Genomic DNA, 15028 nt, shown 5'->3' on the forward strand with positions numbered 1-15028 from the left:
ATAGACAACTTCCATAGCTTCGGCATAATTTGACGGATTTTTTGGAACCGAAGCTAGGAAATTGCTTTTTCAAGAACGGTAGATATGCTGTTGGCTGGACCAACAGTTGACATCGTAATTAAATGCTAGCCAACTATCATAAAATAAACTCGACACAACAAATCCGCAGTAAACAATGCCGGTAGAATGATAGTTTCAATTTATATTGTTGTTTTTCCATATCCCCGCCTGATAAGCTAATCCTGTTCCAGACTAGTTAACATGGGGTCGGTGATGTAGGGTGTATATAGATCCCTTCCTCCCTATGAAAGGCCGTTATAACAAACATAAGATTAAAACAAATCAAATACAAATTTTTAATCAAAATAATAAACGATATTTTGCGCAAATTGTCATTCAATTCGTTGTATGACGGACGAAGACAAACAATTACTTGAAAAGATTGGGTTACGCTTTAGAGCAAAACGAAATGATTTATATTACTCATTGCGCGACCTATCACATATAACGGGTATTTCAACAGGAACACTTAACGGTATTGAAAAAGGTAAAGACCTAACGTTCACAAATTTTTTAACCCTGTGCCGCAGTCTCGAAATTCAACCAGCACTCTTTTTTCAACATGATATTATATTCAAATCGCCATATTCGCTACCTCCAGAGGCGCAAGAGCGAATTACACTGAGCAAAAAATTAGATAGTCTCGTCTATCAATCCGATTTTTTTGACACCGAAAGACGTGTTTCTGATGTATTGATTGAACTGGGAGTTGATAAGAGCGAGAGTAATAAGTTTTCCGTCTACCTATCAAACTATTGCGAAGAGGGAACACTTGTTTACCGACAACATGGAAATTTTAAAACTTACCGTAAAAAAACTAGAGAAAAGCGCTAAACTTCTCTTTTGGAAAGTTCACGAAAACGGTTTGCCCTCCTAAATGTTCCCAAATCATTAAAACGAACACCATATCGACGTAAGATATCCTGAGCTGCCTTACGACCAATATGCCGTACGTAAAAGGTTTCGTTAACCACAAAATGATGAATGCTGTGGGTCCAGCCGAAAAAGAAACAGAACAATTGCATCGGAAAAGTCCACCAAACTGTCAGTACCTGTGTCTGCTCCATGACATTTCCTGCTTCAACATCACCAAAGTAATGCATATTTGATGTAATAAAGTGTAAGCAAAATTGACGTAACAAGTTTGGTAAAAGAATAACATAAATTAACCCATCAAAACTTATTAACATGTTATCAACATACTGTGGAAAACTCAAATCTAACTCGAAAAATGCATTTAACCAAGTCATTAGCGAGTCTGCGAAATAGAGATATAATACCACATGTGCAAAAATCGTAACGGGAACAATGCTCAAAAACATAATTCGTTTTAGTTTAGAAGAAGTCTCTAATTTTAGATTTCCATTTACGACTTCCTTATCCATATCGCTAAACATTCGATGAAGGCGAAAAAGTCCTCCTAATACAACATCCGGAGTTGTTAAAAGACGCTTTAGAGACCAACGTTCTCCATTTGTCACACTACGCTCCTCAACATCGTGCAACGTACCCGAAAACTTATGGTGATGATGGTGCAAGGTTCTGCGAATCCAAGGATTGACAGTCAATGGCCTTAAAATCCATACACTAAAAAGCATAAAATGATGAATACCTCTCTGTTTTTTAAAATATAGCCAATGAATTAGATCGTGTTCAATCTCGTGCAATACGCCCATAAAAAATGCGTTGCTAATTATCATTAACCATGTCGGTACAACTGCGCGATACCAACCGATCGATACAAAGAGAATCGCTAGGATTGCGATTGCAAATATGGACATTCCAATGCTGTTCTGACGTCTTAATATGGGGTATATTCCTTTTAGCTGCTGATAGGACTGATTTATCTCTTTCCTGATCTGGCTCGACTTTTCGTAATGTGTCAATTCAATTTGTTTTTTTTGTAAAAATAGGGATTTTTTGGTGCACTTACCCTATACTAGGCCTTGTGAATGCTGCCACAAAAACTTCCGCAAAAAAATATTTCAACGCGCTGTAACAAAATGAGCTGATAGGCTACTAATAAATTAAAATCAACATATAAACATACACAGTAATGGAAAAGAAATCAATTTATAACTGGAAAAATAATTTATTCGGAACAAAGTCTATCCTCTATTGCAATGATGCTGTGATCGGTAGCCTCGAATCTATTGATTGGAACTTAGATGCGCATGTTTCTATCCATAAAGACAAGTATCGATTCATAAATAAAGGGCTTTTCAATCCATACACAGAGATTCGAAATCAAAACAATGAGCTGATCGGTGATATTGAATACAATTCCTGGAAGAGTAAAGCGACCATTAGCCTGATCAATAAAAAATACACATGGAGCCCTAAAAATAGGTGGATGACCGCATGGCAAATTGAAGATGAGCTAGGAAAAGTTGTAGAAATCAAATCCTCTTCGCTATCTAATGGCGGCAAAATAGAAAGCTGCGAAAACAGTGAATTGATCTTATCTATAAGTTTATATCTGCAAAAGCGTACTACATTGATGTTTTCTATGGTCGCCTTAATTCCATTATTGATCTTAATACTGGTTTAACGTAGCAGCCAACTTCTAATACATATCAATTCAAGCAGATCTTTCATCGGGTCTGCTTTATTGTGCAACCTAAGAATTATAAATTATAGCACGTATTTACACGAATCTATTCGCGTAAACGCAAGCGCATACCTTGCCGAACATTCTTGTATTCATCAGACCAGAAAGCATCTAAAATACTTAACTACTAAAAGGATCTATCTTTTTCTCTGTTTTTACGATTTTAATCAGATGCTCCAGCGCATTTTTCAGACGCTTGGCGTCATCTTCTGTTTGGATAGCCCATAAAATTTCATCCGTGCTTGGCGACGACTTGAATCGAATTTGATAACCTGATTTTACCCTAGCAATGACAAGTACATCTGATTTCGCAATATCACTTCGAAAATGCTGGCCACTGGAAAGAAAGACTGTCAGCACTTTCCCATCTACCGTCACCGTATCAATTTTTGTATCTTTATAATGGTAAGCAACTTTATACAGCTTGTTAATATAGGCCATCGTCTGCTGTTTATTCAAACCCGCCTTTTGGGCTGTTGTGGGTATTACTATACCAATTGCCAAAAGAAAGCACAAGAAGAAATTTTTCATTTATCTATTATTTTTTATTCTCGCATATTTACTTCAACATCGACAGCCAGGCCGATTCCTTTACAAGTGATCGCTATTCACCAAAACAATCCATCCCATTTATCACCCGCGCAGAACAGTATGTAGCATCACTCTCAGGAGTAAAGTACGTTCCTTTTATTTATGGCTTAAAAATATAGATTTTATTTACTTTTTTATCTATGATCCTCAAAACTAAACTATTTTCAGCAGCAGCCTTTCGGTTTTCGCTGCTGAAAATAGTTTTAGATATGCTCTTCCTATCTATTCCTTCGATCTCAATAAGTCTCGCGCATTTTCAGCCATACGGATAAATTCAGCCCGATAACCTTCCTCGTCTTTTCCTTTGGAAGCTTTTGCGCGCACGATCAGCTGGTCAAAATTGGCCTTTTGCTTAAAATCAGAATCACGAAGTAGTAAACCAAGTTCCGCTACCGCTGTTGCAAAACGTAAATCGTCACTCACATTGTTCAACTCGGTTACCGCAGTCCCTACCACCTTTTGCTGCAACTTACTTTTCTGCCCTTCAGGCTCTTTGTACCGAAATTTAACTGTTGCCAGTTCAGCATTTCTACGTCCGGTTGCAGCATTTGCATGCTGCTGATATTTTAATGGATCTACCGTTCCGACCATTCCCGACTCAACACCGACAGGTACAATTTCATACAAGGCTGTCACCACGTGGCCTACGCCCATATCACCGCCCATCTTTTGATCATTATTAAAATCCTCGGCCTCCAGCATACGATTTTCGTATCCTACCAAGCGATAGGCCTGCACATAACTTGGATTGAATTCGACCTGAATCTTTACATCTTTAGCAACAGTAAACAACGTTCCCCCAAATTCGGTCACCATCGCCTTTCGCGCTTCCGAAATATTATCGATATAAGCGTAATTTCCATGACCTTTGTTCGCAAGGATTTCCATCTTACTGTCCTTAAGATTCCCCATGCCATAACCGAGTACCGTAAGGAAAATGCCTGATTTACTTTCTTTCGCAATCAATTCTTCCATCGATTCGTCACTGTACTCTCCAACATTGAAATCACCGTCACTCGCCAAAATAATTCGGTTGTTTCCACCTTTGATATATTGTTGCTTGGCAATTTCGTAAGCCTTCTTAATTCCCGCTGCACCAGCGGTACTCCCGCCTGCTTCCAGCTCCTCAATAGCCGATTTTATTTTCATCTTTTCATCACCAGGCGTACTTTCCAATTTTACCCCTGCCGAGCCGGCATACGTCACAATAGCCACATGGTCTATGTCACGAAGCTGATCAACCAACATCTTCAACGAAGCTTTTACTAAAGGCAGACGCCCCGGCCCCATCATCGATCCAGAAACATCAATCAAAAACACCAAATTGGAAGCTTTAAGCTTTGCCGTGGGCATATCTTTCGCTTTTAACGTTACGCGCATAAGTTGATGTGCACTATTCCAGGGTGCCTTCGTCAATTCAGTGACAATATTTACAGGCTCACCATGTTTAGGTCCAGCCACCTCATACTGAAAATAATTGATCATTTCTTCAACGCGTACCGCATCTTTTTCAGGCAAACTTCCCGAATTTATAAAACGACGTACATTACTATAAGAGGCGGCATCAACATCTGCCGCAAACGTTGATAAAGGTTCTTTAAGCGGATTGATAAACTTATTTTCCTTTACCTTCCGATAAGATTCCTGGTTTTGATTAGGCATATATGCCGTCCCTCGGATATACAAACTTGACACTTGTCCAGACAAGGCTGTATTAACATGCATCATCGGTGCCGTCTGGCGCTTCACTTTGCGCTCATATCCGGTCACCACTACTTCATCCAGTGTATTGTTTTGCTGCAACAACGCCACATCAACCTTTGAGCGATGGTTGACCGCGATCCGTTGCTCGAGATATCCGACATAACTAAAAATCAAGGTATTTTTACCATCCCGAACCTGGATGCGATAATTTCCTTTATCATCAGTCAGGCTCTGCTCTTTAGTTACGACATTGCTTACCTGCACTCCGGCAAGAGCAATTCCCGTATATGCATCAACCACCTTACCGCTAACTTCATATCCGTTCTTGGCGTATCCACCCAAGGATAGCAACAAGCCTATCACAAAAAGTATTGTTCTCATAACATTCATTTTTTTGCCAAGGGATGCACGAAATATTAAATTTCCATAAACCAGAAAAAAAAAATACTTTTAGACTATATAATGTCCGCATTTAAGTCGTCGAAAATAGATACACCACAAGACCACGAGCTCTTGTTGCGCTATCAGGAGTCCATGGATCTTCAGGTATTGGGCGATCTATACCAGCGACATACCGAAATGGTATATTATGTTTGCTTAAGGTATCTCCAAGACTCCGAATTGAGCAAAGATGCCGTCATGAATATCTTTGAGGAATTAATATATAAAGTCAACAAGCAAGAAATCAAAGATTTTCCAAGATGGCTCTATGTATTAAGCAAAAATCATTGTCTGATGTATTTGAGGTCTCAAAAAAACAAATCTCAAATTTCTTTGGATGAATTTGTGAAATTTCCGGGAGACCTGCATCAGTATGAACAATATGATGAAAAAGAAGAACAATTAACAGCCATGGAAGGCTGTCTGGACAAATTGCCAGAAAAACAGCAACAGTCGGTCAGACTTTTCTTTTTAGAGGAAAAATGTTACAAAGAGATCAGTGAATCTACCGGTTATAGCTTGAACGAAGTAAAGAGTTATATCCAAAATGGAAAACGGAATTTAAAAAATTGCATGGAGGCTTGGAATGAGCAACAGTAATTACGACATAGCATACTTAAAGAAATACGTCAACGGTGAACTAACTCCTACAGAGATGTACGCTCTTGAGCGTGAGGCACAGCGTGACCCCATGTTGGCGGATATGCTGATGGGTATAGAGATGGATCAAAATAAAACCGTAATTACAGCAATCAATCAGCAGATTAGCCAACGTGCAAAAAGGGATAAGGCTGCTAAAATTAAAATATTGGACTGGAAAAGACTAGCCATTGCCGCCTCAACAGTAATCGTTTTGGGAGTAGGTCTTTTACTTTTCTGGCAGCAGGAAAAAAATAGATCTGAGACAAAACGTACTGCCGACGTACACGTTACCCCGGATAAGCCAAAAACAACGGTTATGGGCGAAGATTCTACCACGGCCACGGATGATATCAAATCAAATATCGAACCGCAAGATCGTTCGCCACAATTGGCAGATAACAACAGTCCCCGTTTTCGTGAAGAACATCCACAAGAGGAGGTCGCGATTTTATCGCGCGAACCCTCCCTACGTGTAAAATCATTGGAAGAGATGGAAGGACGTCTTAATAGCGATCGTCCTGTATTTGGACTGAGACCTCAAGACAGTGCGACCGTGATTGGCTATACACCGATGGCAATGCAAAGAGAGTCCTCTCAAACGATGATGCGAGGAAGCTCGAGTTTCAATAATACACTTGCTGGCAAAGCTGCGGGGATTTCGTCAGTACAACAAGGAGGTATACCCCTTCAACTCACCGTTCGCGACAAAGAAACGGGCTTACCTCTTTCAGGAGTTACCATCATTCAACCCAATAGTAAATTGGCGACCAACACTGACGCGCAGGGACAGGCGACCATCCAACCAAGCTCGGTGGATTCACTCGTCGACATCGTGGCGCTAGGTTATAATACCGTCGCAGTGAATATGCGCCGCAGTAAAAATACCACAATCAGATTGCAGCCCTCCAGCAACTCACTGGATGAAGTCGTCGTCACCACGATGTCTTCACGCAAATCAAAAAGTGCTGAACCCGTTTGGGGCTGGAGATCATTCAACAATTATATTAAGAAAAAAACAGCCAAAAGCCGTTACGAAGGCACCGTACGCATAAGCTTCTATGTTGATAAGGGCGGATTTCCAACAAATATTAGTATTCTACAAAGTGCAAATGATTACCTGGATGCCAAAGCCAAGGAAATTATACTTTCAGGTCCCAAATGGAAAGGAGAAGATTACCGATATGTTACATTAACCTTAGAATTCACGCTGTAGATACGTACAGCATATTTCTAAACACAAAAACAGACTAAACTTTTTAAAGCATTAATTTTTACACCAAATTAATCGGCAAAGTGATTTTGATATAAAATTATTTCCTACTTTAGCGCTATAATTATTAACCATACAGTCATTTTTTATGAAAAGTTTTTTAACTGGCCTACTCGTGCTTAGCTGTTTATACGTACAAGCACAAGATTTTTCATTCGGTAAAATAAAAAAGGAAGATTTTGCCATCCATATGGACAAAATAGACACGGCTGCAAATGCCTTTGTCTTACGTGAATATGGATCAGCTGAAGTCAACTACAACAAGAATAAAGGTTTAATTGTTGAATTTTTCAAACATGTACGCATTAAAATCTTAAACAAAGAAGCCTATAATTATGCAAACTTCAGCATTCCATTATACAAAAGCGGAACTGAGCGAGAAGTTCTTATGGACATCAAGGGGGCATCCTATCATCTTGTCGGTGACAAAATTGTAGAAACAGAGATGACCAAAGCAAATATATTTTACGAAAACTCCTCAGAAAATTATGCAGTAACGAAAGCAGCTATTCCACAGGTTCAAGAAGGTACAATTATTGAATACCGCTATCGTACGGAATCTCCATTCATCTTTAACCTGAATTCTTGGGAATTTCAGGAAGACCTTCCGAAACTTTATAGTCAGTACGTTACGCGCATTCCCGAAATCTGTCATTACAAAGCCAATCTAAAAGGAGGGCTGGCCGTCAGTAACAGAAAAGTAGAAAATTACAATACAGGTCTATATTCTGAAGTCGGAGAAATATTAGGAAGTAAAACGATCTATACCATGGAAAATATTCCAGCTTTCCATGCCGAAGATTATATGACTTCTTCCAAAAACTTTAGATCAATTATTTTCTTCGAACTCGGTCGATACAGTGTTCCAATGGGAACAACAAAAGACTTCTCGCTTACTTGGGAAAATGTCAGAGATAAACTGGTACAAAGTGAAAGCTTTGGTGGGCAGATAAAGCGAAAAGGTGCGTTGAAAGATTTTATCGACCCTATATTACAAAACGCACAAGATGACGTCGAAAAAGCGGCACGATTGTATTCCTATTTTCAAAAACAAATAAAATGGAACAATCAACATTCAATTTATGCAAAAAACATTAAAGATGCCATTGAAAAAAGAACAGGCAATAGTGCAGATATCAACCTCGGACTTGTCAATGCTTTACGCTACGCGAAATTAGAAGCCACCTCTGTGATCTTATCTACGCGTGACAATGGATATGCCGGACTTTATTCACCCGCAATATCAGAGTTCAACCACGTGATTGCACAAGTAAAAATAGGTGAAAATTACTATCTGCTGGACGCCACCTCTCCCTATGAAATGTTTGGAAATATTCCGATGAAATGTGTCAACTATCAGGGAAGATCGATTCCCCTTGAAGGTGAATCCGACTGGGTAAAACTCGATGCAAATCTTCCGTCCACTTACAGTAACTTTTTCTACGGTGAACTATCTGAAAATGGTGAACTAAAAGGAAAATGGATAACATCACGGAATGGTTATGGTGCGTCCAAAATGCGAGAGCGTCTTCAAGGAAGCAATTCGGAAGAAGAATATTACGAAAAAATAGATGAAGAAAATAATCGCATCAGAATCAACAGTTTTAAAGTATCTAACCGGGAATCACTTGATAAACCATTAACTGAGGAGTTTGAAATTGAGATTAAAAATTTTGCAACCTTGCAAAATGATCAGCTTCTTTTCAACCCTTATATTGATACCAAAATGTCTAAAAATCCTTTCAATCTAACAGAGCGGAATTACCCAATTGACTTTGGTTCCTTAATTCAAGAAGAAAGCTACATGGAAATCAAATTGCCAAAAGGCTATTCCTATCCATCAGAAGGTAAGTTAAAAAATATCAGTATGGCTCTGCCTGAGCGTGCTGCTCGATATATTTTCAAAATCAATAATACAGCGCCGGATGTTCTGATTATCGAATCGGCAACACAGTTAAACAAACCCTTATTTATGCCCGAAGAATACTTTGATTTAAAAGAGTTTTTCAGCAGAATTATACAAGCAGAAAAATTGGATGTCGTACTCAAAAAAATATAATAACCCTTAACAAAAACTTCATTTTATATTGATGATAAGCTTAAATAAGGGTAGTAAATTTGAATATCAAAAAAAATAAAATGATTAAAGATTCAGATTTATTCGAACTAGAGCATACCTTCCTCGGAGAAGGTTTCGAATTAGATGGTGATGATATTATCACCGATGAAGACTAGGTCTTCACTTTTTAAGCAAGTATTATTCCCCTTATATAATCTCAAAGCCCAGACATTCTTTGCTGGGCTTTTTCTTGACATCCTCAAAATGATTAGCCAAATGAGCAAACGCGAATTTCGTGTTACAAAAGCAAACATTGGCTGCACATATGCTTTGTAAATTTTATGAGTTAATGTCCATCAAGTCCCTATACGCCGACCTTAACAAATAAATTGCTTCCGACATACGCTGCTCGTCTAAATGAGCAAAACCCAATCGCAACGCAGTAACCATCCTATTTTGATATAGACAACTGCTAGGTATTAATAATCCCTTGTCTCGTGCCTTTTCCTGTAAAACAGTCAATGAAAAAATAGGTTTGAACTGTACCCAAAAAGCCAGTCCAGCCTCCGGAACTGTGAAAGTAACCTCATCTTCAAAATAACGCAGCAACAACACCCCAAACAACGCTTTGCGCTCTGAAATTGTTTTCTGAAATTTGCGCTGATAACGAAAGATATCACCCTGATGGATAATTTCACCCAATGTTTTCTCAATCATAAAATTCGGTTTCCCAAATATATTCAGATATTTTTTCCCCTCCTCTAGCAGATCCTGAGGTGCGATCAAAAAATTCATTTGGAAGCCGGGGGCAAAGAAACTTCCGAAAGCACCAGTATAAATCACCCGGTTGCCTGCATTTTTCCGAAAAAGCGATTCCCCTTTTGTTTTAAAAAAGGACGATTCGAAATCTACATCATCCTCAATAATAATAAAGTCATATTGCTCGGCCAGTTGTAACAGTTGAATTTTCCGCTTTTCGGAAAGGTTAACCGTCGTTGGATACTGACATCTGGAGTTGAGATAAACACATCTTATCTCGCCGGGCTTAAATTGATCGCCGATCCTATCGACGATCATACCCTCCGCATCTACCGGAACGGTCTTCAGCTTGGCTCCTGCTTGACTAAATATCATATTGGGAAGAAAATAACTTAAATTCTCCACCAGCACAACATCGTCACGACGAATTAATAATCGGGATAAAATGGAAAAAATTTGCTCACGGCTGGCAATTGGCAACACGAAGTTCCGCGAAAGATGAAATCCCCTGGTCAAGTTCAAATAATAACTTAACTGGTCCCTAAAAAACAGATTCCCCTCTGTAGTGGTCGGAAAGTCATCAGTTTTCTTTTTGCGTTTAACCATTGATGCGTAAAAACGGACCAGTTCCTCAGCACTAATAATACTGTAATCTGGTGTGCCATCCGTAAAATAATACTTCGCTGTAGCTTCCAACTTAGGCATATCCAATATCAGCTCCTTTCGGAAAGTATAAGGAGCAAAGTGAGGTGGTTGCCTAAATGCACCAATGGTCGATGTCGAAACGTCAATACGTTCGGGATTTTTCACGAAAGTACCTCGATTGGGTACAATGTTCACCCAGCCCTGCTCCTGCAATTCAGCCAGTGCGGCTACGATAGTCTTTCGGTGCACGTTCAATTCATCTGCAATCTTTCGGCTTCCAGGCAACAAATCTCCATCCTCCAAAAAATTTCGCTTAATGGCATTAATAAATTGATACACAATCTGTAGATAGACAGCGTCATCCTTGCGACGGTCAATCTTAATAATGGAATGAAAAGCTATACCAACCGGACTACTCATTATGTTTATTTCGGACGATCAAAGTTAAAATTTAATCTATAATCTTTGTAATCATCATAAAAAAACATCTTTAAATAGGATGTCGAAACATTACTTAGTGAGATAGAACCGATTTTATAACAAAACTGATGGATAACATGGAATCAAAACGAAAATGGACGCAGGGAGATGTTGTCGCCCTGTACAACAAACCGTTAATGGAGCTTCTATATGATGCTGCCACAATACATAGAAAATATCATGACCCAAATAAAGTGCAGGTATCTACATTGATTTCAATAAAAACAGGTGGATGTCCCGAAGACTGCGCTTACTGCCCACAAGCTGCACGTTACCATACACATGTAAAAGCAGAAAGCTTGATGAGTGTCGAACAGGTCAAACAGCAAGCCATGGCTGCCAAAGCTCGTGGTAGTTCTCGGATCTGCATGGGAGCCGCCTGGCGTAATGTGAAGGATGGTCATGAGTTTGACCGTGTACTTGATATGGTTCGTACCTTAAACAAACTTGACATGGAAGTCTGCTGTACACTAGGAATGTTGACCGAAAATCAGGCCCAACGGTTGTCTGAGGCCGGATTGTATGCCTACAACCACAACCTCGATTCATCTGCCAATTATTATCAGGAAATTATCTCCACCAGAAGTTACGATGATCGCCTGCAGACCATCGAAAATGTACGCAAAACAAATATCACAGTCTGTAGTGGTGGCATCATTGGGATGGGCGAAACTATTGCAGATCGGGCTGCCATGTTGATTACCCTTGCTTCACTCATCCCACAGCCCGAATCGGTGCCGATCAATGCGCTGGTGCCTGTAATGGGTACACCAATGGAGACAATGGAAACCGCATCCATCTGGGATATGGTACGCATGGTTGCTACGGCGCGGATTTTATTGCCCAAAACCCAGGTCCGCCTATCGGCAGGACGAACCTATATGAGTAAGGAGGGACAAGCTTTATGCTTTTTCGCAGGAGCCAATTCGATTTTCTCTGGCGATAAACTACTCACCACCCCCAATCCCGACAGCAACGAAGACCTTGACCTATTTAAAACATTAGGTCTGGTCACACAGCAGCCGTTTGAGAAAAAAAGTCAGCCCCAAACCGTCACAAAAGAAATGGCAATTTATCACGATCTTGGAGAAAGACCCAAATGGTCAAGACCCGAACATACAGTTCCCCGCAACAGCGGTAAGCAGCAGAAGAAAGAATAATTTATGCTAATAAGGGGTCAGTTGTACTTTCTGTCCCTGTTTCCAAGCGCCCGGCGAGCTGAATAATTGGATTATTGTCTCCATTAGGCTTTATTGCAATATCATACCAATTACCTTGTTTTTCAATATCCAGGATCAATATAACTTCCTCGGCCGGGGCGATTTCTTTTGTTGTGGCATATTTTTTATAGTTGAGGGTTTCAACAGCTATTGTTACGCGCTGGTCACTATTGTTCTTTAGTTTCAGCTGTAATTTTCCTGTAGCTACCTGTGTCAGGGCCTTAAGCTCCGGAGCTACCGCGGCTTGTATTGCTGCTGTCCCCTTCTCCCCGGAAAATTTACGATAAAAACCATTTGGTCCATGCAGTTCGAAAGCATAACAATCTCCTTCAAACTTTGCTAGGTCCCATTGGTATTCCAAACGATCACCGGCCTTCACCGCAAAATTCCAATTTCTATAAGTTTCACTTTCGCCTTGTTCATTACGACATTCTAGGGGACTATACACGTTAAAGGCTACGCCGGCAGTTCTTTTTCCAAAAAGCTTGTTGTCTACAGTCATCACGAGACAAAACTGCCCATCTTTCACATAGCCAACTGCATCATGCGCATAAGGCAAATTTAAGGATTTACGAATCCCACGCTCCTGTATACGGTCAAATTCTGGGATCCAGACCTTTCTCTTCGCAAGTTCAGGATCTTTGACCTCAACAAAGCCTCGCGGATGATCTTTGAACTGCGCATGGTATATCGTTTCAATGTGCTGATTGCGGTCTAGGAAAGTGATCTGCTCTTTTTGCTGTGTAAAAGGTGTAAAGGCTGCAGTCAAATTACCACAGATCGTTCGACGCCATGCACTGATGTTTTCCAAATGCATATTCTTGTTCAGCTTTTTATTGAAGAAGTATTCCAAAAACTGCAAAGTAGATGTATGATCAAATACCTGAGAACACACCTTACCCCCCCGCGACCAGGGCGAAACAATATACATGGGCACACGAAAACCTAAACCCACAGCTCCTTCACGCGCTTGTTTTTTAGATATCCCCTGCTTCAGCTCCTTGGCTAAACGTACCATTTCCACCTCCGTATCAATACCAGCAGAGCATGCCCCGGTGTCTTTTTTAGTCAAATCAGGAACAACAAATGGCTTTACGTGATCATAATAACCATCGTTTTCATCATAGGTAATGATAAAAATTGTTTTTTTCCAAATTTCAGGTTTTTTCGTTAAAATTTCCAAAACTTCTGATACATACCAAGCTCCGTACCAGGGAGCACTCGGATGATCCGAAAAATTTTGCGGACCAGCCAGCCAGGATACGGCTGGCAATCTACCGGTATCAACATCATTCCGGAATTGATAAAGAACGTCCCCTTTCGGAACTTCCAGCGTCCCCTTTTTTCCTTTCCACTTAAAATTCAAGGACTCAAGCGACCTGTAATTATTGTCGCCCTTGTTTACCGTAAAAGCTCTTTCATTCAATGATTTAGCAAAATCACTTAACGTTTTATAATTTTCCCGATTATATTCTTTGAGTTCCTTCTCGGCTCGTTCCAATACCTCGCTTTTTTTTCGAATATCAGCGCGTATCTTTATCGCTTGTTCCTCAGAAGAAGGAGACTTCTCCTCCAACTTGGAAATCTGCATGGGCAAATCCCGAACCTGAGTTTCCAGATTTCTGATATAGTTTTCCTTAAATTTAACGTGATAAGCTTGAAAGAACTCTAGTAAATTACATCCGAAATTTGACAACCATGCCCTTTCTTTTCCAGCAAATCCTCCGCCACAACTTGTCTCATTTTGATAAAAACGCCAGGTAATTCCATTTTTCTCAAGCAATTCCGGGAAAGTTTCCCAAGTCATTTTACCGTACGCAAAATCGTCGTTCCTAATATTTGCCTTTTGCAAGCCATCTTTCATTTCTGTAATCTTCCCCGTCCAGAAGAAAGAACGGTTCGGCGTGGTGCTGGTCATGCCGGAGCAAAAATTCTGATCACATACTGTAAAAGCATCTGCTAGGGCATAATGAAAGGGCAAATCTTCACGAGTAAAATACCCCAATGTTAAGGGCATAGCCGCATATTGTTTATTTCCTGATTGCTTCGATAACAGCCAATGATCGTAACGACCTTGGTTAAAGGCATCCACCTGACTTGCACGACTATGTGGAAGAGAACCCATCCAGGTCACTTTACTTTCCTTCAGGTTTAATCGGAAAGGAGCATACGTTTTTCCCTCTTTATCCATTTGATACCACACGGGTAAACCGTTCGGTAAGCGGATTGACCGTGGATCATTGAAACCCCGAACTCCAGAAAGCGTCCCAAGCGTATGATCGAAAGATCGATTTTCCTGCATAAGGATAACGATATGCTCGGCATCCAAAAATGTACTTCCCATCTCAGGATCTATTGCAAAGGCTCTTTGGATTGAACCAGGCATAAAACTGGCAATTCCTGCTGCTCCCGAGAATAGCAAAGTTTTTCTCAGAAACTCTCTTCTGCTTTCCATAATACTTATTTATAATTTCGATTTGAATCTACTTAGATTTCCTTTTGTTTCACATTTCTTCGTGTAAATCTTATGTTACCAACATAATTAC

General features: G+C 40.0%; 11 protein-coding genes. 6 read left to right on the plus strand and 5 right to left on the minus strand.

The features are described 5' to 3' along the window. Positions 1-408: 408 nt before the first annotated feature. Positions 409-894 carry a helix-turn-helix domain-containing protein gene (locus B2107_RS15325; RefSeq protein ID WP_209578926.1) on the plus strand — a complete coding sequence of 162 codons (486 nt, stop codon included), beginning with the start codon at positions 409-411 and terminating at the stop codon, positions 892-894. Here B2107_RS15325 and B2107_RS15330 read toward each other — a convergent pair. Next, the gene (locus B2107_RS15330; RefSeq protein WP_209578927.1) at positions 891-1946 is read right to left on the minus strand and encodes a fatty acid desaturase; all 1056 of its coding nucleotides are present in this window, start codon (positions 1944-1946) and stop codon (positions 891-893) included. The two genes, B2107_RS15325 and B2107_RS15330, sit on opposite strands and share 4 nt — an antisense overlap. A 170-nt stretch (positions 1947-2116) precedes the next feature. Here B2107_RS15330 and B2107_RS15335 point away from each other — a divergent pair, with 170 nt between their 5' ends. After that, the gene (locus B2107_RS15335; protein WP_209578928.1) at positions 2117-2611 is read left to right on the plus strand and encodes a hypothetical protein; all 495 of its coding nucleotides are present in this window, start codon (positions 2117-2119) and stop codon (positions 2609-2611) included. A 180-nt stretch (positions 2612-2791) separates the two neighbouring features. Here the strand turns inward: B2107_RS15335 and B2107_RS15340 are convergent, their stop codons facing one another. Together B2107_RS15340 and B2107_RS15345 are read right to left on the minus strand one after the other, a co-directional pair. Then, the gene (locus tag B2107_RS15340) at positions 2792-3202 is read right to left on the minus strand and encodes a hypothetical protein (protein WP_209578929.1); all 411 of its coding nucleotides are present in this window, start codon (positions 3200-3202) and stop codon (positions 2792-2794) included. 282 nt (positions 3203-3484) lie between these two features. After that, the gene (locus B2107_RS15345; RefSeq protein ID WP_209578930.1) at positions 3485-5347 is read right to left on the minus strand and encodes a vWA domain-containing protein; all 1863 of its coding nucleotides are present in this window, start codon (positions 5345-5347) and stop codon (positions 3485-3487) included. Positions 5348-5428: 81 nt separating this feature from the next. On the opposite strand from B2107_RS15345, the gene B2107_RS15350 reads away from it, so the two are divergent. The 3 genes from B2107_RS15350 (at position 5429) to B2107_RS15360 (ending at position 9378) form a co-directional block, all read left to right on the plus strand. Beyond that, positions 5429-6007 carry an RNA polymerase sigma factor gene (locus B2107_RS15350; RefSeq protein WP_209578931.1) on the plus strand — a complete coding sequence of 193 codons (579 nt, stop codon included), beginning with the start codon at positions 5429-5431 and terminating at the stop codon, positions 6005-6007. Beyond that, positions 5994-7262, plus strand: coding sequence for a TonB family protein (locus B2107_RS15355; RefSeq protein ID WP_209578932.1), 1269 nt, complete (start codon positions 5994-5996; stop codon positions 7260-7262). The genes B2107_RS15350 and B2107_RS15355 overlap by 14 nt, the downstream gene beginning before the upstream one ends. Before the next feature lie 145 nt (positions 7263-7407). Beyond that, positions 7408-9378, plus strand: coding sequence for a transglutaminase domain-containing protein (locus tag B2107_RS15360; protein WP_293956541.1), 1971 nt, complete (start codon positions 7408-7410; stop codon positions 9376-9378). A gap of 339 nt (positions 9379-9717) precedes the next feature. Here the strand turns inward: B2107_RS15360 and B2107_RS15365 are convergent, their stop codons facing one another. After that, entirely contained in the window at positions 9718-11202 is a 1485-nt protein-coding gene (locus B2107_RS15365) for a PLP-dependent aminotransferase family protein (RefSeq protein ID WP_209578934.1), read from the minus strand. A gap of 137 nt (positions 11203-11339) precedes the next feature. Between B2107_RS15365 and bioB the strand changes: the two genes are divergently transcribed. Continuing rightward, the gene (bioB, locus tag B2107_RS15370) at positions 11340-12422 is read left to right on the plus strand and encodes a biotin synthase BioB (protein WP_409456564.1); all 1083 of its coding nucleotides are present in this window, start codon (positions 11340-11342) and stop codon (positions 12420-12422) included. A 1-nt stretch (position 12423) separates the two neighbouring features. Here bioB and B2107_RS15375 read toward each other — a convergent pair whose 3' ends face one another. Continuing rightward, positions 12424-14937, minus strand: a complete 2514-nt coding sequence (locus B2107_RS15375) for a phosphocholine-specific phospholipase C (RefSeq protein ID WP_209578936.1) — start codon at positions 14935-14937, stop codon at positions 12424-12426. Between the last annotated feature and the right edge of the window lie 91 nt (positions 14938-15028).

It is taken from the genome of Sphingobacterium sp. UBA7855, assembly GCA_002500745.1.
GTDB lineage: Bacteria > Bacteroidota > Bacteroidia > Sphingobacteriales > Sphingobacteriaceae > Sphingobacterium.

Coding starts and splice junctions, on each gene's coding strand:
- B2107_RS15345 (WP_209578930.1), bottom strand. CDS start 5,347: ATGAGAACAATACTTTTTGTGATAGGCTTGTTGCTATCCTTGGGTGGA.
- B2107_RS15340 (WP_209578929.1), bottom strand. CDS start 3,202: ATGAAAAATTTCTTCTTGTGCTTTCTTTTGGCAATTGGTATAGTAATA.
- B2107_RS15375 (WP_209578936.1), bottom strand. CDS start 14,937: ATGGAAAGCAGAAGAGAGTTTCTGAGAAAAACTTTGCTATTCTCGGGA.
- B2107_RS15325 (WP_209578926.1), top strand. CDS start 409: ATGACGGACGAAGACAAACAATTACTTGAAAAGATTGGGTTACGCTTT.
- B2107_RS15350 (WP_209578931.1), top strand. CDS start 5,429: ATGTCCGCATTTAAGTCGTCGAAAATAGATACACCACAAGACCACGAG.
- B2107_RS15355 (WP_209578932.1), top strand. CDS start 5,994: ATGAGCAACAGTAATTACGACATAGCATACTTAAAGAAATACGTCAAC.
- B2107_RS15365 (WP_209578934.1), bottom strand. CDS start 11,202: ATGAGTAGTCCGGTTGGTATAGCTTTTCATTCCATTATTAAGATTGAC.
- B2107_RS15360 (WP_293956541.1), top strand. CDS start 7,408: ATGAAAAGTTTTTTAACTGGCCTACTCGTGCTTAGCTGTTTATACGTA.
- B2107_RS15335 (WP_209578928.1), top strand. CDS start 2,117: ATGGAAAAGAAATCAATTTATAACTGGAAAAATAATTTATTCGGAACA.
- bioB (WP_409456564.1), top strand. CDS start 11,340: ATGGAATCAAAACGAAAATGGACGCAGGGAGATGTTGTCGCCCTGTAC.